Annotated in this window: 17 protein-coding genes; 5 read left to right on the top strand and 12 right to left on the bottom strand. The window is 34.6% G+C overall.

Going from position 1 to position 21,782, the window contains the following annotated elements:
- Nucleotides 1-15: 15 nt before the first annotated feature.
- Nucleotides 16-801 carry an exodeoxyribonuclease III gene (gene xth, locus Anndu_RS01300; protein ID WP_464102634.1) on the bottom strand — a complete coding sequence of 262 codons (786 nt, stop codon included), beginning with the start codon at nucleotides 799-801 and terminating at the stop codon, nucleotides 16-18.
- 93 nt (nucleotides 802-894) lie between these two features.
- Between xth and Anndu_RS01295 the strand changes: the two genes are divergently transcribed.
- A complete protein-coding gene (locus tag Anndu_RS01295; RefSeq protein ID WP_464102633.1) occupies nucleotides 895-1,191 on the top strand; it encodes a Dabb family protein in 297 nt (98 codons plus the stop codon).
- Nucleotides 1,192-1,295: 104 nt separating this feature from the next.
- On the opposite strand, the gene Anndu_RS01290 is transcribed toward Anndu_RS01295, so the two are convergent.
- Entirely contained in the window at nucleotides 1,296-2,141 is an 846-nt protein-coding gene (locus Anndu_RS01290) for a nitrate ABC transporter ATP-binding protein (RefSeq protein ID WP_464102632.1), read from the bottom strand.
- A 468-nt stretch (nucleotides 2,142-2,609) separates the two neighbouring features.
- On the opposite strand from Anndu_RS01290, the gene Anndu_RS01285 reads away from it, so the two are divergent.
- Nucleotides 2,610-5,318, top strand: a complete 2,709-nt coding sequence (locus Anndu_RS01285) for an Hsp70 family protein (protein ID WP_464102631.1) — start codon at nucleotides 2,610-2,612, stop codon at nucleotides 5,316-5,318.
- A gap of 467 nt (nucleotides 5,319-5,785) precedes the next feature.
- Here Anndu_RS01285 and Anndu_RS01280 read toward each other — a convergent pair whose 3' ends face one another.
- The 3 genes from Anndu_RS01280 to Anndu_RS01270 form a co-directional block, all read right to left on the bottom strand.
- The gene (locus Anndu_RS01280) at nucleotides 5,786-7,795 is read right to left on the bottom strand and encodes an ABC transporter ATP-binding/substrate-binding protein (RefSeq protein WP_464102630.1); all 2,010 of its coding nucleotides are present in this window, start codon (nucleotides 7,793-7,795) and stop codon (nucleotides 5,786-5,788) included.
- 75 nt (nucleotides 7,796-7,870) lie between these two features.
- On the bottom strand, nucleotides 7,871-8,707 hold the full coding sequence (ntrB, locus tag Anndu_RS01275; RefSeq protein ID WP_464102629.1) for a nitrate ABC transporter permease: 837 nt from the start codon (nucleotides 8,705-8,707) through the stop codon (nucleotides 7,871-7,873).
- A gap of 72 nt (nucleotides 8,708-8,779) precedes the next feature.
- Nucleotides 8,780-10,132 (bottom strand): CmpA/NrtA family ABC transporter substrate-binding protein, encoded by a 1,353-nt coding sequence (locus tag Anndu_RS01270; RefSeq protein ID WP_464102628.1) that lies wholly within the window; start codon nucleotides 10,130-10,132, stop codon nucleotides 8,780-8,782.
- Nucleotides 10,133-10,405: 273 nt separating this feature from the next.
- Between Anndu_RS01270 and Anndu_RS01265 the strand changes: the two genes are divergently transcribed.
- Nucleotides 10,406-11,320, top strand: a complete 915-nt coding sequence (locus Anndu_RS01265; protein ID WP_464102627.1) for a LysR family transcriptional regulator — start codon at nucleotides 10,406-10,408, stop codon at nucleotides 11,318-11,320.
- 139 nt (nucleotides 11,321-11,459) lie between these two features.
- On the opposite strand, the gene metK is transcribed toward Anndu_RS01265, so the two are convergent.
- From metK to Anndu_RS01245, 4 genes are all read right to left on the bottom strand, one after another.
- The gene (gene metK, locus Anndu_RS01260) at nucleotides 11,460-12,695 is read right to left on the bottom strand and encodes a methionine adenosyltransferase (RefSeq protein ID WP_464102626.1); all 1,236 of its coding nucleotides are present in this window, start codon (nucleotides 12,693-12,695) and stop codon (nucleotides 11,460-11,462) included.
- A gap of 177 nt (nucleotides 12,696-12,872) precedes the next feature.
- The gene (gene ureC, locus Anndu_RS01255; RefSeq protein WP_464102625.1) at nucleotides 12,873-14,582 is read right to left on the bottom strand and encodes an urease subunit alpha; all 1,710 of its coding nucleotides are present in this window, start codon (nucleotides 14,580-14,582) and stop codon (nucleotides 12,873-12,875) included.
- Nucleotides 14,583-14,629: 47 nt separating this feature from the next.
- On the bottom strand, nucleotides 14,630-15,562 hold the full coding sequence (locus Anndu_RS01250) for a pentapeptide repeat-containing protein (RefSeq protein WP_464102624.1): 933 nt from the start codon (nucleotides 15,560-15,562) through the stop codon (nucleotides 14,630-14,632).
- A gap of 290 nt (nucleotides 15,563-15,852) precedes the next feature.
- Complete coding sequence (locus Anndu_RS01245; protein ID WP_464102623.1) at nucleotides 15,853-16,227, bottom strand: DUF1257 domain-containing protein; 375 nt, start codon at nucleotides 16,225-16,227, stop codon at nucleotides 15,853-15,855.
- Between the two features lie 109 nt (nucleotides 16,228-16,336).
- Here Anndu_RS01245 and Anndu_RS01240 point away from each other — a divergent pair, with 109 nt between their 5' ends.
- On the top strand, nucleotides 16,337-17,053 hold the full coding sequence (locus Anndu_RS01240) for a phosphorylase family protein (RefSeq protein ID WP_464102622.1): 717 nt from the start codon (nucleotides 16,337-16,339) through the stop codon (nucleotides 17,051-17,053).
- On the opposite strand, the gene Anndu_RS01235 is transcribed toward Anndu_RS01240, so the two are convergent.
- Nucleotides 17,028-17,723: an HAD family hydrolase gene (locus Anndu_RS01235; RefSeq protein ID WP_464102621.1), complete on the bottom strand. Its 696-nt coding sequence runs from the start codon at nucleotides 17,721-17,723 to the stop codon at nucleotides 17,028-17,030. The two genes, Anndu_RS01240 and Anndu_RS01235, sit on opposite strands and share 26 nt — an antisense overlap.
- A gap of 47 nt (nucleotides 17,724-17,770) precedes the next feature.
- On the opposite strand from Anndu_RS01235, the gene Anndu_RS01230 reads away from it, so the two are divergent.
- Nucleotides 17,771-18,136 carry a VOC family protein gene (locus Anndu_RS01230; protein ID WP_464102620.1) on the top strand — a complete coding sequence of 122 codons (366 nt, stop codon included), beginning with the start codon at nucleotides 17,771-17,773 and terminating at the stop codon, nucleotides 18,134-18,136.
- A gap of 67 nt (nucleotides 18,137-18,203) precedes the next feature.
- Here Anndu_RS01230 and hcp read toward each other — a convergent pair whose 3' ends face one another.
- Nucleotides 18,204-19,847, bottom strand: coding sequence for a hydroxylamine reductase (gene hcp / locus Anndu_RS01225; RefSeq protein ID WP_464102619.1), 1,644 nt, complete (start codon nucleotides 19,845-19,847; stop codon nucleotides 18,204-18,206).
- 311 nt (nucleotides 19,848-20,158) lie between these two features.
- Nucleotides 20,159-21,763 (bottom strand): NADH-quinone oxidoreductase subunit NuoF, encoded by a 1,605-nt coding sequence (nuoF, locus tag Anndu_RS01220; RefSeq protein WP_464102618.1) that lies wholly within the window; start codon nucleotides 21,761-21,763, stop codon nucleotides 20,159-20,161.
- Nucleotides 21,764-21,782 lie beyond the last annotated feature (19 nt).

Below are 21,782 nucleotides of genomic sequence, written 5' to 3'. Positions count from 1 at the left end.
ATATCTCTATATTAATTAAAACTCAACAATAACAGGAGCATGATCGCTCGGCTGTTCTAATTTTCTTGGTTCAAGATCTATTATACAATTTTTAGCTTGATTATACAATTCTTCTGTTAAATAATGGTGATCAATTCTCCAGCCTCTATTATTAGTAAAACCCCCTCTCCGATAATCCCACCATGTATAATATCCCCCCTCAGTTTTAAATTTACGAAAAACATCTTTTAAGCCAATTACTGTTAAAATATCATTCAAACTTTCCCTTTCTTGGGGTGAACAAATAATATGATTTTTCGGTTTTTTGGTATAAATATCAATAGCATCTAACGCAATATTAAAATCACCACAAATTAAAATATTTTCAGATTCTTGTTTTAATTTTAATAAATATTCTTTTAAAAGCTTTAACCAATGTAATTTATATTCAAATTTTTCACTTCCAAAACTATTCCCATTTGGCACATATAAATTAACAATTTGAATATCTTTATAATTACCAGTAATAACCCTTTTTTGCTCATCAAAAATACCCGTTAATTCTTCTGTAATTAGGGGAGCAAAACCACGCTCAACATTAGTTAATTTTTCCTTACTAAAAATTGCAACACCATTATAAGCTTTTTGTCCAGAAATATAAACATGATAACCTAATTCTTGAAAATCTTTTTGGGGAAAATCTTGATCAATTACTTTAGTTTCTTGAAGACAAAGTACATCTATTTGATGAGTTTCTAACCAATTTTTAACAATGGTTAAACGAGTACGAATTGAATTAACATTCCAAGTAGCTATTTTCATGAACTAAAAATCAATAAATTTTGACAATTTAAAAATACCTGATAATGATATAATAAAGAAGACAAATTAGCAAATAATTTAGAAACAAAATCTATGATTGAACATATAGTTTTATTTAAGTGGCAAGAAGAAGCAACTTGCGAACAAATTACGGAAGCTTTAAAGGGATTAAAAGAGCTTAAAGATAAAATTTCGGGTATAATTGATCTTAGTTGTGGCGAAAATTTTTCAGAAAGAAATCAGGGTTTTCAACACGCTTTAATTGTTAAATTTAACGATCGATCTTCTTTGGAAAATTATTTTCCTCATCCGGCACATCAAGAATTAGTAAAAAACAATATTCGGCCAATTTTAGCTGATATTATCAGTATAGATTATGAGCATATTTAATTATATTATGATTAAATATTAGTTATTTTATCACTTAATAATGAAAATAAATTGGTAGGGGTGAACAGACGTTAACCCCTACAAATGTATATCTGAACTATTGATTAATCTTGGGTGTCATCGTGGGCAAAACGGTTATACAGAAAGTCTAAAGCGTAATTTCTTAAATCATAATAAAGGGGATCCTCCATGATCCGATCGCGATCGCGCGGACGGGAGAAAGGAATTTCCATAATTTCACCGATTTTCGCTTCCGGCCCATTAGTCATCATCACCAGTTTATCCGCCAAAAACAAGGCCTCATCAATATCATGGGTGATCATTAAAACGGTGCAACGGTGATCATTCCAAATTTGCAATAATTCCTCTTGTAATTCTTCTTTGGTGATCGCATCTAAAGCTCCGAAAGGCTCATCTAAAATTAAAACTTGAGGACGGATCGCTAAAGCCCTTGCAATAGATACCCTTTGACGCATCCCCCCCGATATTTGGCCGGGTTTTTTATCCGCCGCCTCACTTAAGCCTACCATCGCTAAATGATCCCTGACGATCGCCCTTTTTTCTGCTTCAGATTTGTGAGGATATACCGTATCAACCCCTAAATAAATATTTTCAAAGGCCGTTAACCAAGGTAAAAGGGCATAATTTTGGAAAACTACCATGCGATCGGGGCCGGGTTTAGTAATGGCTTCACCCCCCACAGTTACTGAGCCTTCTGAGGGTGTATTAAAACCAGAAACCATATTTAATAAAGTGGACTTACCACAACCGGAATGGCCGATCACACAGATAAATTCACCTTCATTAATGCTTAAATTAACATCTTTTAAAACCGTATAAGGGCCTCTGGGAGTTTGATAGGTTTTCGAGACATTCTCAAAAATAACATAAGGCTGATTATTTGAGTTATTTAATCGGTTTAATGTATTATTAATTTGAACTGCTGTCATATTTAACTCCTTTGTTAATTGAATGTTTTGAAATAGTTGAATAGTGATTTTTTGTTATAGATAAAATCTATTTAATATGTCTGATATAATTTATTAATCAATGGTGACATTGACGAAAATTAGCATTATAAATAAATCTTTTAAAGGATTTTCCTTAATTAAACAGGAATCTTTAAAATAAATAAATACCCAAAATTCTATTGTTGTTATAGCTTTTATCTATGAATAGTTGAGCGTTACTTTCCTTAAACTTCTCCCTTTGACAAAAACGAATGTGCGGTATCAAGTCTTAAAGCTCTTAATTTTTCTCAATATTTTATGATATTATGAAAATCGTCACAAACAAAAGTAAAATAGCTTATTATAATGATTTGAGTTTAATTTTAGAGCAGAGTCAATAACTTAAATAATTACCCACCAACCTAACAGATAAATATAGTTTTATTGTATAGTTTAATAAATTTAGATATGTCTTACTGTTTAAATCCTAATTGTCAAAAACCAGAAAATCCAAATAATAATCAATTTTGTCAAAATTGTGGCAATAAATTATTACTTAGAGAACATTATCTCCCGATCAAAAAAATTGGTGAAGGTGGTTTTGGTAGAACTTTTTTAGCAATTGATCAAGATATTCCCTCACAACCTTACTGTGTGATTAAACAATTTTTTCCTCAAGATCAGGGAACTAAAACTGTCGAAAAAGCAGTAGATTTATTTAGAAAAGAAGCAGTAAGACTTGATAATTTAGGTAAAAATAGTAAACAAATTCCTCAACTTTTTGCTTACTTTGAACAAAATGAACAATTATATCTAATTCAAGAATTTATAGATGGACAAAATTTAGCAGAAGAATTAGAAAATCTGGGAGCTTTTGATGAAAATAAAATTATACAATTACTAAAAAGTTTATTAACTGTTTTACAATTTGTTCATCAAAATCAAGTTATTCATCGAGATATAAAACCGGAAAATATTATTAGACGTAATGCGGATCAAGAATTAATTTTAGTTGATTTTGGTGCTTCAAAATTAGCTACTTTTACCACTTTAAATAAAACAGGGACAAGAATTGGTGATCCTCGTTATATTGCACCGGAACAAACAGTAGGGAAAGCTGTTTTTGCTAGTGATATTTATAGTTTAGGTATTACTTGTATTCATTTATTAACTAATAAAAGTCCTTTTGAATTATATGATATTACGGAAGATTGTTGGATTTGGCGAGAATATTTAACAACATCTATTAGTGATAATTTAGCAAATATTCTGGATAAAATGTTGCAAAGAGCTTTAAAAAATCGTTATCAATCTATAGATGAAATATTGCAAGATTTAGAAATTACAAATAATAAAACTTTTCCCAATCAAGATAATGCGGAAATATTTTATCAAGAGGGAATGAAAAATGCTCAAAAAGGGAATTATGAGGAGGCAATTAATAATTTTACCGAGGCTATTAAATTAAATCCTAATGAAGCTAAATATTATAAATTTAGAGGACTTGCTCATTTAAGATTAGACGATCAAACTATTGCTATTAATGATTTTAAAAAAGCAGAATTTCTCTATTCACAAGCCGGAAATATTAGCGAAAGTCAAGAAATCTTAAAACGTATTGAAAACTTAAAAACACCTGTTGAAAATACAATAATAGAACCAAAAAGAGTTAAAAATTTTGCTTATACTTCTGGGAAAATAATTGCAATTGATCTAGGTACAACTAACACTGTTATGTCATTATGGGAAGATGATAAATTTACCATAATTCCTAATTCTGAGGGTGATAATATTACTCCTACTATGGTAGCTTTTAATAATAAAGGTGAATGTTTAATTGGTAAAAATGCACAAAAACAAGCCTTAGCTAATCCAGAAAATACCTTTAATTCATTTATGCGTTTTATTGGTTGTAAATATGATCAAGTTACCGAAAAAATTAAGCAAGTTACTTATAAAGTTTTAGCAGATCAAGATGATGATATTGTTTTCGATTGTCCAGCTATTAACGCAAAATTATACCCTGAAGATATTTTGATTTATTTCTTATGTAAATTGGCTGATGATGCTAGTGAATATTTAGGAGAAAAAGTTACTCAAGTTTTAATTACTGTACCTGTTTATTGGAATTATTTACAACATCAAATTATTATAAATGTAGCTAAAGAAGTAGATTTAGAAGTATTGAGAATTATCAAGCAAACAACAGCAGGGTCTTTAGTTTATGGATATAAGAAACTAATAAATGAAACGGTTTTATTCTTTAATTTAGGTGGGGGTAATTGTGATATTTCTGTACAAGAAATAGGTGATGGTGTTTTTGAAGTTTTATCCCATAGTAGTGATACAAATTTAGGAGGAAATGACTTTAATCAAAAAATTGTAAATTGGATGATTGAAGAATTTAAAAATAATACAGGAATTGATCTTAAAAATTTTCCTGTAGCCAAACAGAGATTATTAGAAGCCGCCGAAAAAGCTAAAATTGAATTATCAAGTAGAACCGAAACTGAAATAAATATTCCCTTTATATTTAATAATATCAATTTGGATTTAACCTTGACTAGAAATCAATTTGAAAATCTTTGCTCTGATTTAATATCTATTATTAATAATATATTAGAAAAAGCAATAAAAGATTGCTTTTATATTGAGAGGAAATATATTAATACTATAGTTTTATTAGGTGGTTGTACTCGTATGCCCTTAATTCAAAATATTTTACAATCTATGTTTTATCAAAAACCTATTAAAGTTTTTAATCAATATGATAAAATAGGGAACGGTTTAGCAATTCAAGCTGGTGTTTTAGGTGGCAATATTAAAGATGTATTATTATTAGATGTTACTAATTTTTCTTTAGGAGTAGAAACTTTAGGTGGGGTAATGAGTAAAATTATTCCTAGAAATACAACAATTCCCACTAAAAAAACAGAAACTTTTTCTACTGCGGTAGATGGACAAACAAATGTAGAAATTCATATTTTACAAGGAGAGGGAGAATTTACTAGGGATAATATTAGTTTAGGTACTTTTAGAATAGATGGTATTATCCCTGCACCTAAAGGTTTACCTCAAATTGAAGTAACATTTGATATTGATGCTTGTGATATTTTAAATGTTTCTGCTAAAGATAAAAATACAGGGCAAGAACTTATTGTGACAATTAATCGTTAATTAATTCTTAATTTCTAAAAACTAACTTTCTTTTTTAAAAATATTTTATTTTTACACATTTTTATTATATGTATATCAAAGAAATAAAATTAAATAATTTTAGAGGTTTTGAGTTTCTTATTTTAGAAAACATACCTCAAAATTTATTAGTATTAATCGGGAGTAAAATACAATTCTGAGTTCAATTTATTGAACGCGCCGCAAAGCGGATCACTACGTGATCGCTGTTAGCAATGAAATTAATTTCATTGCGGGTGAATTACTTGCAGTGATCTCTTAAAGCATTGATAACGCCTTGAACTTAAGTTCAAGGCTAACATAAATCGTTCAATAAATTGAACTAATTTTTGTTAGAAATTATCTATTTTTTAATAATTTTTGATTTAATACAAGGAAAAAAACTCCCCTCTCCTTCTGGGAGAGGGGCAGGGGTGAGGGCTTTTCTGACTTTGAAAACACCCTGCTTTTTAAGCCGCTAAAACTGGTACAGGTTCTCTGCTATCTAAAATGATTTCTGAGATAGTAACATTACGTTTAATTGCTAAATTATTAATATATTCAATGGGTTCTTCATCATTAAATTTAATCCCATCAAAAAGATTAATTCCGGTACGTTTATATTGTACCTCAATCCCCAATTCTCTGGCGGCAATACTAAACACATTAACCCGACAAACACGCTCTAAAACTTCTACCCAGTTACGAGGGAAAGGAATATCTCCCCACCGTGCCATTTGTGCCATCATCCATAAATGTTCGGTGCGAATTGGGCGATTAATTCCCTCTCCAAAAAATTCATGATGAGCGTATTCTTTCATCGGATGATCTAAGCTACAACTGATTTCATTCGGATTTCCTAAATGAATATAGTCAATATTGGTGCTTAAATATTTTCGGGTGGCCAATAATTCCCTGATTTCTTGATGATTATTTTCATCGGCACAATAACGACAGGCTTCTAATAAAGCTTTAACGAGTGCAATGTGAGTATTAGGGTATTTATTCGCCCAATCTTCCCTCACTCCTAAAACTTTACCCGGATGTCCTTGCCATATTTCCAGATCCGTTGCAACGGTAAAACCTGCGCCTTCCATAGCCGCGCGAAAATTCCAAGGTTCTCCTACGCAATAACCGTCAATGGTATTGGCTTTTAAGTCCACCACCATTTGAGCGGGGGGAATGGTCTTTAATTGTACATCGTGATCGGGATCAATACCCCCAGAAGCCAACCAATAGCGTAATAAAATATTGTGCATTGAGGAGGGGTGAACCATGCCTAAACGGTGTTTTTCCTCGGTTGTTTCGAGAATAGCCCGTTTTAAGTCTTGGGCGCTTTGCACTCCTAATCCGTAGAATTTTTTACCCAAAGTAATAGCGTTACCATTGCGAGTCATGGTGAGGGCAGATACTACGGGTAAAGCCTTATTTTGATGACCTCCAGTAGTAAACCAAGTGGGCATTCCTCCCGGCATTTGGGCGGCATCTAAATAATTTTCGGCGATCCCGTCAACAATACCGCGCCAACTGGTTTCCCTGACTAAGTTAACCTCATCTAAACCATGTTTAACGAAAAAGCCTTTTTCTTGGGCGATCACAAGGGGCGCACAGGCGGTTAAGGGTACAAAACCGATTTCTAAATTGACTTTTTCTAAACCATGACGGGTAACTACATCAACTTTTCTGGCGCGTAATTTTTTGACCCGTTTCTGTTGATTTAAAAAGTAAATCATTTCACTTCTTAAACTATAATAACTGGGGTGATTAACTACTTCCATCCGTTTCCGAGGACGGGGAATATCTACTTCTAAAATACCACCAATTTTTGAGGATGGCCCATTAGTTAATAAGACGATGCGATCACTTAATAAAACTGCTTCATCTACATCATGTGTCACCATAATTGATGTTAGTTGATATTGATCGCAAATTCTCATTAATTGTTCTTGTAAATTGCCTCTGGTTAATGCGTCTAATGCTCCAAAAGGTTCATCTAAAAGTAACAGTTTAGGACGAATTGCTAAAGCACGGGCGATCGAAACTCGTTGTCTCATTCCACCTGATAATTCTTTAGGTAATTTATCAACTGCATGGCGTAAACCTACGAGATCAATATGTTCTTCAATAATCTGTTTTCGCTCATCTTCCGGTAATCCTGCCATTACTTCATTAACAGCTAAAGCGATATTTTGACGCACTGTTAACCAAGGTAAAAGGGAATAATTTTGGAAAACTACCATGCGATCTGGCCCAGGTTTTTGGACTTTTTGACCTTCTAAAGTGACAATTCCTTCAGTGGGTAGATCTAAACCTGCGATCATATTTAATAATGTTGATTTTCCACAACCGGAGTGACCAATTAAGGAAATAAATTCACCTTTTTTAATTTCTAAATTGATATTTTTGAGGGCGATATATTGACCACCACCTGTTAATTCAAAGACCTTATCAATTTGATCTACGGCAACAAAAACGCTCATGATTATTTACCTCATTAAATTTATTAATTATTGGTTATTTGTTATTGGTAACTGGTAACTGTTCACCGTTAACTGTTATTGTCCGGGGGCGATTTTGGTTTGTAACCATGCCATAAAACGATCGAGCATTAAACCAATTGCACCGATATAAACAAGGGCTAAAATAATATCTGAAATGTAATTATTTTGATAGGAATCCCAGATAAAAAAGCCAATTCCCACAATCCCAGACATAACAATTTCCGCCGCAATAATCGCTAACCATGCTAACCCGATCGCAATTCTTAAACCTGTGAAAATATAGGGTAAAGCAGAAGGAATTAAAATCTTAAAAAAGAACTTATTAGGTGATAGTTGTAAAACCTGTTTAACATTAATATAATCTTGGGGAATTTGTTGAACGCCAACAGTGGTATTAATCAAAATTGGCCAAACTGCGGTAATAAAAATTACGAATAAAGCGGCCGGTTGATTTTGTTGTAAAGCGGCTAAAGCGATCGGCACCCATGCTAAAGGAGGAACGGTTCTTAAGAATTGAAATAAAGGGTCTAAAGCCTTATTTAAAAAGGGATTTAAGCCAATTAAAATCCCCGTACCAATCCCAACAATGGCCGCTAAAGAATAACCAATTAAAACCCTTTTTAAACTAGCTAATGCTTGCCAAAATAAACCCACATCTGTGCCACCTCTGTCAAAAAATGGATACATCAAATAGATGCGAGTTCTTTCATTGGTAATTAAATCGGAAGGGGGAGGTAATTTAATTAAACCGATCATTGAAGCGATTTGCCAAACGGCTAAAAAGCCGATAATTCCGATTAAGGGAGGTAAAATATTTTTTGAGTTTTTATACCAAAAATCTAACAGTGGATTATTGGTTTTTTTGCGGTTCATTCTGGCAGAATTAGCCATGATTAATACTCCTTTTTTCGTTATTAAAATAATTAAAATTTGAGCTGATAACTGATAACCGAGAGCTATTAATTAAACTTTTTTAATAGCTAAACTATCTAAATAAGCCTTGGGATTTTCGGGATCAAATTCTTTTCCATCAAAGAATTTTTCAACGCCACGAGAATCAGTAGTAGGAATGTCTGATTCAGGAATACCTGCTTCTTTAGCGGCCTCTTTCCAAAGATCAGAGCGATTAACCTTATCAATCAAGGCTTTAGCGTTATTATCTAAAGTTGAAGCGGGTAAAAAGCCCCAGCGTACACTTTCCGTTAAAAACCACAGATCTAAGCTCTTATAGGGATAGGAAACACTACCACGAGGCGATTTCCAGTACATAGCGGCCTTTTGATAATCCTGAATTTCCGGTTGATTATCACCCATAATGTAAGTGCCTAGTAACATCGGCTCAAGAACAGTGGCAGGAACATTAAAATAACTGGCAGTGGATAAAATTTTGGCCATTTCAGGGCGATTTTCTTTCACATCGCACCATTGTTGGGCTTCCATCAATCCTTTTAAAATTGCTTTGGTCGCTTTGGGATTTTTATCTACCCAGTCGCCTCGCATGGCGAAATATTCTTCGGGGTGGTATTCCCAGATTTGAGAGGTTAAGGCGGCCATAAAGCCAATGCCATCTCCCACAATCCGCGCCGGCCAAGGATCACCTGTACTAAAGCCTTCCATTGAACCTGTTTTCATATTGGCAACGGTTTGCGCCGCAGGTACGGTCATTAAGTTAACATCCGTATCAGGGTTAATGCCACCTGCGGCCAGCCAATAACGAATCCAAAAATCTTGGTTAGCTTTGGGGAAGGTATAAGCCGCACGGAAGGGTTTACCTGATTGTTTCAGCCCTAAAATGTAATCTTTGGCTTTACTCATATCTAAACCAATGCTTTTGCCTTCTTGGCTTTTGGCGATCGCAATGCCATTACCCTGAGTATTTAACATTGCTAAGACATACATGGGGATTTTGACATTATTTTTGGTAATTAAACCCTCAGAAATTAAATAGGGCATAGGCATTTGCCACTGTCCACCATCAATCCCCCCAGCATCTGAACCAATCTCCACATTATCTCTAGCGGATCCCCAGTTAGCCTGTTTGGAAACATCTACATCAGTCATGCCATATTTAGCAAAAAAGCCTTTTTCCTTAGCAATGATTAAGGGTGCGGCCTCAAAAATGGGGATAAAACCTAATTTGGCTTTAGTGGTTTCCGGTGTGGTTTCCGGCGTTAAGGCTACAGGTGTTACCGATGATGATGAACTACTATCACTCATCGGTTCGGGGGGATTGCCTAAACAGCCATGTAAGAAAAAGGTACTGGCCGCCGTAGCACTCATGGTTACTAAAAATTTACGTCTTGATAGTTGGTTCATAATTTGTCCTCAAAAATAAAGAAAATCTTAAAGGATAGATATTATCTATATAATGTTAAATATAAGTTTTGTTAATCAATACTGGGATCAAAAACGCTTTTCACGCAGAAAATCCCAATCAAAAGCAAGAAGTAACCGCCTACAATGGATATTAAGATTTGTTCCATAACTTTTCCTTTGAACTCGTTGCTTTTATCATAAGGCTAAAGTTATAATAGATAAATACCTAAATCATTATAGTATTTATAGAAATTGTCTATGAAAAATAATAGTATGAAACAAGCCACCTTACATCAACTGCAAGTTTTCGAGGCGATCGCGCGACATAACAGTTTTACCAAGGCCGCCGAGGAGTTATTTTTAACTCAGCCTACGGTATCCCAACAGATGAAACAACTAACTAAGGCCATCGGGATGCCCTTATTTGAGCAGATCGGCAAAAAACTCTATTTGACGGATGCGGGGAAAGAGGTATTAAATGTGAGCCGGGATATTTCTGAGCGTTTTTCCCTCTTAGAAATGACTTTGGCCGATATGAAAGGCTTAAAACAAGGTAATTTAAGAATTGCGGCCATTACCACCGCTAAATATTTTGTGCCAAGGATTTTAGGCCCTTTTCGCCATCAATATCCGGGGATTAGTATTTCTTTGCAGATTGGCAATAGTCAACAAATCTTAGAAAGATTAACAAATAATCTCGATGATCTTTATTTTATGGGACAACCGCCGGAGCATTTAGATATTACGGTGCGGCCTTTTTTAGAAAATCCTTTAGTGGTGATCGCCCCCCGTCATCATCCTTTAGCACAGGAAAAAAATATTTCCTTAGAAAGATTAGCCCAAGAGCCTCTGATTATGAGGGAATCAGGCTCAGGCACGAGAAGATCTGTGGAAAAATTTTTTATAGAAAATCATTTAAAAATCAAAGTAGAAATGGAAATTAGTAGTAATGAAGCGATTAAACAGGCTGTAGTTGGGGGCTTGGGCTTAACCATTTTATCAAATCATTCTTTAGCTTTAGAAGGTGAAAATGGGCCGTTAGTGGTGTTAGATGTGGAGGGTTTTCCTATTCAAAAACATTGGTATGTGCTTTATCCTCAAACTAAACAAGTTTCCGTTGTGGCTCAAACTTTTTTAGAATATTTATTAACTGAAGGTAGAGAAATAGCTCAACAAGCTTTTATTTAATCAAAAATACTCATTTGATCAAGATTTGATTAACTTTCGTTCCCCCTAAATTGGTCTTAAAAAGGGGTTTTTCAACCTAATTAACTAATTGTCAATTGTCAATTATTAATTGTCAATTGATAATTAGTTAATGATCAACTTATAAAGCGGATTTTAATAAATCAACTTTATCGGTTTTTTCCCAAGGTAAGTCGAGATCCTTACGTCCAAAATGTCCATAAGCCGCCACGTCCTGATAAAAACGTCCGCTTCTTTCTTGGGGTAAATGACGTAAGTTAAAGGCCTGAATAATACCGGCCGGGCGCAGTTCAAAATGTTGATTAATTAAATCTAATAAGACTTCATCGGAGACTTTGGCTGTGCCAAAGGTTTCCACCATCACGCTTACGGGTCGAGCTACCCCGATGGCATAACTCACTTGTACCTCACATTTATCCGCTAAACCTGCGGCCACAATGTTTTTAGCCACATAACGACAAGCATAAGACGCACTGCGATCCACTTTAGTGGGATCCTTGCCTGAAAAAGCACCGCCACCATGACGAGAATAACCGCCATAAGTATCAATAATGATTTTACGTCCGGTTAAACCACAGTCACCTTGAGGCCCACCGATCACAAATTTTCCGGTAGGATTAACTAAAAATTTAGTATCATCAGAGGTTTTAATGGGATTGGTTTCAAAAACGGGTTTAACCACATTTTCCCACAGATCCGCTTTAATTTTGGCTTGAATAGCCTCATTATCAACTAGATCGCCGATGCTTTCGGCGTGTTGAGTCGAGATTAAAATGGTATCAATACCAACGGGCTTCCCATCTTCATAAATAACCGTTACTTGAGTTTTACCGTCAGGGCCTAAATAGGGCATAAGACCAGACTTTCTGACCTTAGATAACTGTAAAGCCAAATTATGGGCTAAACTGATGGGCATAGGCATAAAATCGGGCGTTTCATTACAAGCATAACCAAACATTAAACCCTGATCACCTGCACCGATGTGATCTAACTCATCTTCACTCATTTGGCGTTTTTCTTGGGCGCTGCTTACCCCTTGGGCAATATCGGAAGACTGTTTATCTAAGGCGATCAAAACGGCACAACTTTCCGATGAAAAACCGTTAGCGGCGTTAGTATAACCAATTTCAGCGATTTTTTTGCGCGCTAAATCAATATAATTAACATTGTTAGCATGGGAGGAAATTTCCCCAGTAATTAAGACTAAACCTGTATTAACTACTACTTCGGCGGCTACTCGACTTAGGGGATCTTCCGCTAATAACGCATCTAAAATAGTATCAGAAATTTGATCACAAATTTTATCGGGATGTCCTTCGGTAACGGACTCTGAGGTAAAAAGATAATGACGAGACAAGGTTAATTCACCCTCCATAGGTTCAAACTATTTTTAATCTTGATTAAGATTATCTGTAATGATAGCATTATTGGTTATTTGTTATTCATCACAAAACTTTAACAGTCTTTTTTATAATAATTGATCGGCGACAAACTGTTTAGGATTGCTATATTTTTTTTGATACTTACCCTTAATCTAAAATAAGAAATAACGCTGTGCCATTGGTAAAATATGTGCAGGTTCACATATTAATAATTCACCATCAGCCCTGACTTCATAAGTTTCTGGATCAACTTCAATCTGTGGTAAAGCTTGATTTAATTTTAAACTTAATTTATTAATATTACGGGTATTTTTAACGGGTAAAACTTGTTTTTGTAAGTTAATCTTTTGAGGAATTTCTAACTCTAAAGATTTTTGCGAAACAAAGGTAAAAGAAGTGGCGGCGATCGCCGAGCCAAAACTGCCAAACATGGGACGCATTGAGACGGGCTGAGGGGTAGGAATACTAGCATTAGCATCCCCCATTTGTGACCATGCAATTAAACCACCTTTCAGAACTAACTCAGGTTTAACTCCGAAAAACGCAGGATTCCACAGACATAAATCAGCAAATTTTCCTTCTTCAACTGAGCCTACATACTCATCAATTCCGTGAGTAATAGCCGGATTTATGGTATATTTAGCAATATATCTTTTAGCTCTTTCATTATCATTTTCTGAGCTATCTTCCTTTAAACTACCCCTTTGAACTTTCATTTTATGGGCGGTTTGCCATGTTCTGATAATGGTTTCACCTACCCGCCCCATCGCTTGAGAATCAGAGGAAATCATACTAAATGCGCCTAAATCGTGTAAAATATCTTCGGCGGCGATGGTTTCTCGTCTAATTCTTGACTCAGCAAAGGCCACATCCTCTGGAATACTGGGATCTAGATGATGACACACCATCAACATATCTAAATGTTCTTCTAAGGTGTTCATGGTATAGGGGCGAGTGGGATTAGTTGAGGAGGGTAAGACGTTCAATAGGCCGCAAACTTTAATAATATCAGGGGCATGACCTCCTCCTGCTCCCTCGGTGTGATATGTGTGTATAGCCCGATTTTTAAAGGCTTTGATCGTATCTTCCACAAAGCCGGCCTCGTTTAAGGTATCGGTATGTATGGCCACTTGAATATCATATTGATCGGCTACACTTAAGCAAGTATCAATAGTTGAGGGGGTTGTACCCCAATCTTCATGTAATTTTAAGGCCATTGCTCCCGCTTCAATCTGTTCAATTAAGCCTTGGGGTTGACTGCTGTTACCTTTACCGGAAAAACCAAAATTCAGGGGAAAGGCCTCCACTGCCTGTAACATTCGGGAAAGATGCCATGAGCCGGGGGTGCAGGTGGTGGCATTCGTGCCTGTGGCTGGCCCTGTACCTCCGCCGATCATGGTGGTGATACCGGAGGCGATCGCTGTTTCAATTTGTTGAGGGCAGATAAAGTGAATATGGCTATCAATACCCCCTGCTGTGAGGATTTTACCTTCTCCGGCGATAATTTCCGTACCCACACCGATGATAATATCTACATTATCCTGAATATGAGGATTTCCTGCTTTCCCAATTTTCACAATCCTACCATCTTTAATCCCTACGTCAGCTTTAACGATGCCCCACCAATCTAAAATTAAGGCATTAGTAATCACTAGATCTACCGCTCCATCGGCTCTACTGATGGGAGATTGCCCCATGCCATCACGGATCACTTTACCGCCGCCAAATTTAACTTCTTCGCCGTAGGTGGTGTAATCTTTTTCTACTTCAATTAATAACTCTGTATCCGCCAGACGTAGGCGATCGCCTGTAGTTGCTCCGTAAGTTTGTGCGTAGGCTTGACGCTCCATTTGATAACTCATAATAAATAATTAATAATGGATAATTGATAATGGATAATTGATAACAATTAACTAATATAATGAAAAGCCCATTGAGGGGTTTGATGATACCATTCCATCATATTTTGATCAGTATACAAAGAATAATCACAATTGGAATAATTAGATTGATTATTAATTGATAATTTAGTTTGATCATTGATTTGGGATCTATTTAGATCAACTGAGTGCAATTGAGCATTGATCAAATTAGTATTACAAAAATCGGCATGATCAATAATTGAGCCTGTTAAATCCGCTTTTTCCATAATAGCATTACGGAAATTAGCATGACTAAGATTTGCTCCACGAAAATTTACTTCCTTTAAATAGGCTTTTTCAAAATTAGCATTTTCTAAATTTGCCCCTTCAAAATTTGAGCCACTTAAACGAGCATTGGCAAAATTAACTCCACTTAAATCCATGCCACTTAAATCAACCTCTTTTAAAAAAATACCACTGAGATCTACTTCTTGAAAAGAAGCTCCGTAAAGCCTCGCCCCTGTTAATCTTGCCTCTTGTAAATTAGCCCAATTAAAATTAACTCCGCTTAAATTGGTGTCGCGCAAATTGGTACGATATAAATTACTACCACTTAAATTAACACCCCAAAGATTAGCCCCCCTTAAATTGGTATGCGCTAAATTTGCCCCACTTAATCGAGCGCGTGGTAATTTAGAATTAACCATGAACGCCCCTTGTAAATTAGCTTTAGTTAAATCCGATTCTACTAATTTACAATCGCTCATTTTGGCAAAACTTAAATTAGCCCAATTTAATTTTGCACCACTAAGATCGGACTTAGTTAAAAAAGCTCGACTAAGATTCGCTCCCGTTAAATTAACTCCCACTAATTTAACCGCAATTAACATCACTCCTGATAAATCAACATCAGCTAGATTCAAATTAGAAAAATCGCGCTGTCCTTGTTCATAAAGTCTGAGGAATTGACTAACTTTCATGGGTTTTCCTCTCTTGTTTTGTTTGATAAAAATTAAATCTAAATCATAATTTACGTTTTTCATTGTAAGGAGTTAGATCGGATTATAGACAATTTAGTAACGAATGTTAAAATAATCTGTAATTTTCTTTACTTTTATTATTATAAAAATAAGTATTTCTACTCTTGACAAAATATTTAATTTGTGTATCTAGGAGATTTTTGGCTGTAGACTTGCTTTGAAAATTGACAATTGTTTTATTCAAATTTAAAACAATTATCAATTATCAATTAATAATTATCAATTAATAATTAAACCCATTTTCCTACTACAACTTTAACCGTCCCATCTTCTAAAACTTGTTCTTCTTCTACATTAAAACCTTGTTCTTCAATAGATTGTAACAGAGTTTTATGGGCATATTTTTGGGAAATTTGATTAATAAATTGTTGTTGATTAATTTTAGCACCCCAAAAATCTGCGATTAATTCATAATTTTCTCCTTGAAGACGAAAACCTAGATCATAGCCGTTATTTTGACGGATCACATACTCGGCTAAAGTGCTTTGCCCTTGATAGCCTCGAACTAAAGTATTATACTCAACTTGATAACCACAGCTTTCTAATACTTCTTTTAAGATTTCCCCATTTTTAATGGCAATTTTGATCGTGGTAAAATGTGACATAGTTTTTAATCTATTGCTTAAAATAAAATTACCCTTACTATTGTAAATAGTTATGGTTCATTTGTCATTAGTTATTTATTATTTGTTACTTTTTAATTATTATAAGAAAATGAAAATTGATTATATTTTAATACCCCAAGGTCAAGAATTTAAAACAGTTAAAAAAGGATTTAATTTAGCTCAAATTAATCATCCTCCTTTAATTTCTATTCCCGTAGGAATAAGGGGAGTTCAATTATTTTTAGATACATGGCTTAATCAAGTTAATTTTCAACATCAGCGAGTTTTATTATTAGGTTTAGGGGGCAGTTTATCTCCTAAACTTAAAGTTGGTGATTTAACTTTTTATCAAAATTGTTGTTATTTAGATAATGATATAAACAAAAATGAGCCTATTTTAACAAAAAGTTGTGATCTTGAATTAAATAATTATTTACAAATTTGTTTGCAAAATCAATTTAAAATTAATTCGGTTTCTGTTCAAGGTTTAACCAGTAATAAATTAATTAATTTAGCTTCTCAAAAACAACAATTATTTGAACAAAATCAAGCTGAAGTTATAGACATGGAAGCATGGACAATTTTAACTAATTTAGAAAAATTTAAAATTAAATTATCAGTTTTAAGGATAATTAGTGATGACAATAATCATAATATACCAGACTTAAACAATGCTTTTTCACCTGAAGGTAAATTAAAACCTTTAAGTTTAGCATTAGGTTTAATTGGGGATCCCCTAGCAGGATTAACTTTAATTAAAGGTTCTTTAACTGCTTTAAAAAAATTAGAAAAAGTTGCTTTTAATTTAGCTCAAATTTTAGCATAATTTTAACTGCTTCAGTCAAATTTTCAGCAATAAAATCCGGTTGATATGTGTGTAATTGTTGATAATTTCTAATGCCTGAAAGTACAGCAATAATTTTAATATTATGATTTTTGGCCGCTACAATATCCGCTTCTTTATCACCGATCATCCATGTATTTTCGATCAAAGAAAGTTCTTGTAAAGCTCTTTTCATCAATAACGGTTTATCATCAATATCACTTTTTTTGATATAATCATCTGCTAGAAAATAACGGCGATCGCTAGAAAAAAAATGTTCTAAATTATGTTGTTTTAAAGCTAATTCTAATTCTTTTTGTTTGCGCATAGTCATAACAACTAAATCAAGATCTGGAATGTTTTTTAAAATAGTTAAAGTGGGAATTACTCCTTCAATAACTTGATCAAATTCAGCTAATAAATTTAATTGATGGGCTAAATTATTTCTTAAGTTAGAAAAAGCCAAACATTGATCATCATTTAAGCCTGAAATTTTCCCAATTTCTGTTTCCGAAATACGATCTCTTTTTAAATTCCAAAATTCTTCTTTTGACAAAATATTTAATTTTTGCTCAGATAATTTGGTTTTTTCTAAACAAGTTTGATACACTTGATAATAGCGATCACTCAGATCCATAATTGGGCCATCAAAGTCTAAAATTAATCTTAACATATTCTAATCATCACAATATTAAATAATTTTAAAATAGTAATCTTTTTATGAAAATTAGTCAATATCTTCACACTGCTATTTTAGTTTCAGATTTAAGTAAAGCTGAACATTTTTATGGTGAAATTTTAGGACTTTCTAAAGTTGAACGTAGTTTAAAATATCAGGGTATTTGGTATCAATTGGGGTCTTATCAAATTCATTTAATTGTTGAAGATAATTTTAAAAATCAACTTTTTAATAATAATAAAATTGGTAGAAATCCCCATCTTGCCTTGGGTGTTGATGATTTAGAATTAGCTCAAAAACGCTTAGAAAGTTATGGTTATTCTATTAGTTTAAGTGCTTCAGGGCGTAAGGCTTTATTCACTCAAGATCCCGATGGTAATATTATCGAAATTCAAGAAATTAATTAGATTAGAATTTGATCCTATTATTTTTCATTGTAAGGGGTGAACGGACTTTCACCCCTACAATTAATATTTAATTAAGACATTCAGCTAAATCTTTTTCAGGGGTAGAAATTAATTTCAAATTGTATTTTTCTGAGATTAATTTTAAGACATTTTTTGATAGAAATGCGGGTAAAGTTGGGCCTAAACGAATATCTTTGATGCCTAAATATAGCAGGGTTAATAGGATGGCGATCGCTTTTTGTTCATACCATGATAAAATCATAGATAGGGGTAACTCATTAACACTCACATTAAAGGCATTAGCTAATCCTAAAGCTATCTGAATTGCAGAGTAAGCATCGTTACATTGACCCACATCCATTAAGCGAGGTAAATTACCAATTTCTCCTAAATTTTTATCGAAAAAGCGAAATTTTCCACAAGCAAGGGTTAAAACGATACAATCATCAGGTACTTTTTCGACAAAATCGGAATAATAACTCCGTCCGGGTTTTGCACCATCACAGCCTCCCACTAGGAAGAAATGACGGATTTTTCCATCTTTTACCCCTTGAATTACTTGATCTGCAACGCTTAACACCGTATTGTGAGCAAAACCCGTCATTACTGAGCGTGGTGCTTCATCCTCAGAAAAACCTTCCATTGCTAAGGCTTTTTCAATCACGGGTTTAAAATTCGGTTTTCCTTCGGTGGTGGGAATATAATTAATGTGAGGATAGCCCACCGCACCCATTGTAAACAGTTTATGACTATAATCTTCATGGGGGGGCATTAAACAATTTGTTGTAAGCACGATCGCCCCCGGAAATTTGCGAAATTCCTTTGTTTGATTTTGCCATGCCGTGCCATAATGACCATAAAAATGGGGATATTTTTGCTTTAATTTAGGATAACCATGAGCGGGTAATAATTCTCCATGAGTATAAACATTGATGCCTAAATTTTGAGTTTGTTCTAATAGATCAGCAGTGGCTTTAATATCATGGCCAGAAATTAAAATTGCCTTGCCTTTTTTGACATTTAAAGGGATATTTGTTGGCACAGGATGACCGTATTTGTTAGTATGTCCAGCGTCTAATAATTCCATTGCACGGTAATTAATTTCCCCAACTTTTAAAGCTAAATTAACCCATTCTTCTAAAGTATAATCAGCGTGATCAATTGCGGTTAAAGCTGTATAGAAAAAGTGATAAACTTGCTCATCTTCTTGACCTAATTCTTGTGCTAAATGTGCATAAGAAGCAATCCCTTTAAGTCCATATAAAACTAATAGTTTTAAAGAAAAAATATCAGGATTTTTTGCTTGACTAATAAAGGGTAAAGCCACATCAAAACCCTGATCTGCTAAACTTTGTGTAAAATTTGGGGTATAATTAGCAATGTTTGACCATTCAATTAAATTATTACTTTCTTGGGCAATTTGTTGTTTTAAATTTTCCCGTAAAGCAATAGTTTGTTGTACATAATTACTAAAACTTTGTTGACTAAAATTAACATTAGTCATCGTAGCAAAAAGAGCTTCTGTTAAAAAAACATCTATTTTTTTTGTGTCAATATTTAACTCTTTTGCTGTTAAGACAACAGGGGCAAGACCTCTTAAACAATATACTAATAGATCTTGAATTGCATTAACTTCTGGACTTTTGCCACAAGCCCCCCATTGATGACAGCCATCACCACTGGCTGTTTGTTCACATTGTTCGCAAAACATAGTTTAATTTCCTCCAATTTGCTTAAAACAATCAACAATCAAAACTAATTAATTTTTAAATTTTAAACTAAATATTATTAAATTTTTTAGTTGAGTTAAAATTAATTATTTCTGTTGGATCTTGTTTGATCTAAACTATTACTAATTATAATAGTATGAGCAAACAAAAATCAGAAATTTAAGTTAATCTTTAGATTTATTTTAGATTTAGACTAACAAGCTATTATTATTGATTATTAGTTGTTAATTTTTAATAAATAAAAAGTCGGAAATCTTATCAATATCCGACTCGTCAAATTATTTAAAGTGATTTAAACTTTAACCTTTTTCGCTTTGAGTTTATTTAAGTATTCTTCTTTAAAGAAACGTAAGGTACTTAAAACAGGGTTGGGGGCGCTTTGTCCTAAACCACATAAACTGGTTTCTTTCACTAAATAGGCCAAGGTTTCTAATAGTTTTAAGTCTTTTTCTGAGGCTTTTCCATCGGCGATTTTTTTCAACAATTCATATAATTGAACCGTTCCCGCCCGACAGGGAATACATTTCCCGCAAGACTCATCCCGACAAAATTCCATATAGAATTTCGCAAAATTCACCATGTCCATACTTTCATCAATTACAATCATACCGCCAGAACCCATGATTGTACCCAGTTCTTTGAGGGATTGATAATCAACGGTGGTATCTAATAAAGAGGCGGGAATACAACCGCCGGAAGGGCCTCCGGTTTGAACGGCTTTAATGGTTTTACCGTCAGGAACTCCTCCGCCAATATCCTCAACTATTTCCCTTAAGGATATACCCATCGGGACTTCAATTAAGCCCGTGTTGTTGATTTCCCCCGTGAGGGCGAATACTTTTGTCCCCGTACTATGTTCTTTGCCGATCTTGGAGAACCATTCTCCTCCTTCTCTCATAATAACGGGTATATTGGCGTAGGTTTCCACGTTATTAACGAGGGTGGGACATCCCCATAAACCTGATTCGGCCGGATAGGGCGGCCGTGGGCTTGGTGTGCCTCGTCTTCCTTCAATGGAAGCGATCAGGGCGGTTTCTTCTCCACAAACAAACGCCCCCGCCCCAATGCGTATATCAACTTTAAAGTCAAAGGTAGAATCAAAAATTTGGCTACCTAACAGGCCTAAGGTTTTCGCCTGTTGGATCGCGCGGTTTAACCGTTTGATCGCAAGGGGGTATTCCGCCCTGACATAGATATAACCTTCATTTGCACCTATGGCATACCCTGCGATGGCCATAGCTTCAATAATGCGGTGGGGATCGCTTTCTAAAACGGCGCGATCCATAAATGCCCCCGGATCCCCTTCATCCGCATTACAAACTACATATTTAGGAGTTTTGGGCATTTTGGCCACAGTAGACCATTTTAAACCGGTGGGATAACCCCCTCCGCCCCTTCCTCTTAAACCACTGCGGATCACTTCTTGAATGACGTTAGCCGGAGTTAAATGGTATAAAACATTATACAGTTGTTGATAGCCACCTACGGCAATATAGGATTCAATGCGTTCGGGATCTATTCGGCCACAATTTTCGGTGGCGATCGGTAGTTGATTGGCGAAAAAAGGATGATTAAAGTCAAATTGTTCAACTTCCGTAGTTCCCCCCATCACCGCATCTATAATACTCTCAGCCTGTTGCGGTGTAACCTGTTGATAAAGGGTATTATTGGGTTCAACGTGCAGTAACGGCCCTTTACCACATAAACCCAAACAGCCTACGGAATGAACTTCAATGGTATTTTCCAAGCCTTTGGCTTTCACGGCGTGATCAAGCTTTTTCTTAATTTGTTGAGAGTTAGCCGCCTGACACCCTGCGGCCGTACAGCAGTTAATGGCAATTTCTTTGGCACTGAGATTTTCTTTATTGGCAATTTGCTGTAATTCTTTTAAATCCATAATAAGTTTAATTCTCCCT

This window comes from Annamia dubia NIES-4383 (assembly GCF_055394725.1).
Note: the sequence above shows the minus strand (reverse complement) of the source record. Positions and strands in the feature narration are given on the sequence as shown.

What these genes read in the sequence shown, in the direction of transcription:
- xth (WP_464102634.1), bottom strand. Translation starts at nt 801, where the DNA reads ATGAAAATAGCTACTTGGAATGTTAATTCAATTCGTACTCGTTTAACC.
- Anndu_RS01295 (WP_464102633.1), top strand. Translation starts at nt 895, where the DNA reads ATGATTGAACATATAGTTTTATTTAAGTGGCAAGAAGAAGCAACTTGC.
- Anndu_RS01290 (WP_464102632.1), bottom strand. Translation starts at nt 2,141, where the DNA reads ATGACAGCAGTTCAAATTAATAATACATTAAACCGATTAAATAACTCA.
- Anndu_RS01285 (WP_464102631.1), top strand. Translation starts at nt 2,610, where the DNA reads ATGTCTTACTGTTTAAATCCTAATTGTCAAAAACCAGAAAATCCAAAT.
- Anndu_RS01280 (WP_464102630.1), bottom strand. Translation starts at nt 7,795, where the DNA reads ATGAGCGTTTTTGTTGCCGTAGATCAAATTGATAAGGTCTTTGAATTA.
- ntrB (WP_464102629.1), bottom strand. Translation starts at nt 8,707, where the DNA reads ATGGCTAATTCTGCCAGAATGAACCGCAAAAAAACCAATAATCCACTG.
- Anndu_RS01270 (WP_464102628.1), bottom strand. Translation starts at nt 10,132, where the DNA reads ATGAACCAACTATCAAGACGTAAATTTTTAGTAACCATGAGTGCTACG.
- Anndu_RS01265 (WP_464102627.1), top strand. Translation starts at nt 10,406, where the DNA reads ATGAAACAAGCCACCTTACATCAACTGCAAGTTTTCGAGGCGATCGCG.
- ureC (WP_464102625.1), bottom strand. Translation starts at nt 14,582, where the DNA reads ATGAGTTATCAAATGGAGCGTCAAGCCTACGCACAAACTTACGGAGCA.
- Anndu_RS01250 (WP_464102624.1), bottom strand. Translation starts at nt 15,562, where the DNA reads ATGAAAGTTAGTCAATTCCTCAGACTTTATGAACAAGGACAGCGCGAT.
- Anndu_RS01245 (WP_464102623.1), bottom strand. Translation starts at nt 16,227, where the DNA reads ATGTCACATTTTACCACGATCAAAATTGCCATTAAAAATGGGGAAATC.
- Anndu_RS01240 (WP_464102622.1), top strand. Translation starts at nt 16,337, where the DNA reads ATGAAAATTGATTATATTTTAATACCCCAAGGTCAAGAATTTAAAACA.
- Anndu_RS01235 (WP_464102621.1), bottom strand. Translation starts at nt 17,723, where the DNA reads ATGTTAAGATTAATTTTAGACTTTGATGGCCCAATTATGGATCTGAGT.
- Anndu_RS01230 (WP_464102620.1), top strand. Translation starts at nt 17,771, where the DNA reads ATGAAAATTAGTCAATATCTTCACACTGCTATTTTAGTTTCAGATTTA.
- hcp (WP_464102619.1), bottom strand. Translation starts at nt 19,847, where the DNA reads ATGTTTTGCGAACAATGTGAACAAACAGCCAGTGGTGATGGCTGTCAT.
- nuoF (WP_464102618.1), bottom strand. Translation starts at nt 21,763, where the DNA reads ATGGATTTAAAAGAATTACAGCAAATTGCCAATAAAGAAAATCTCAGT.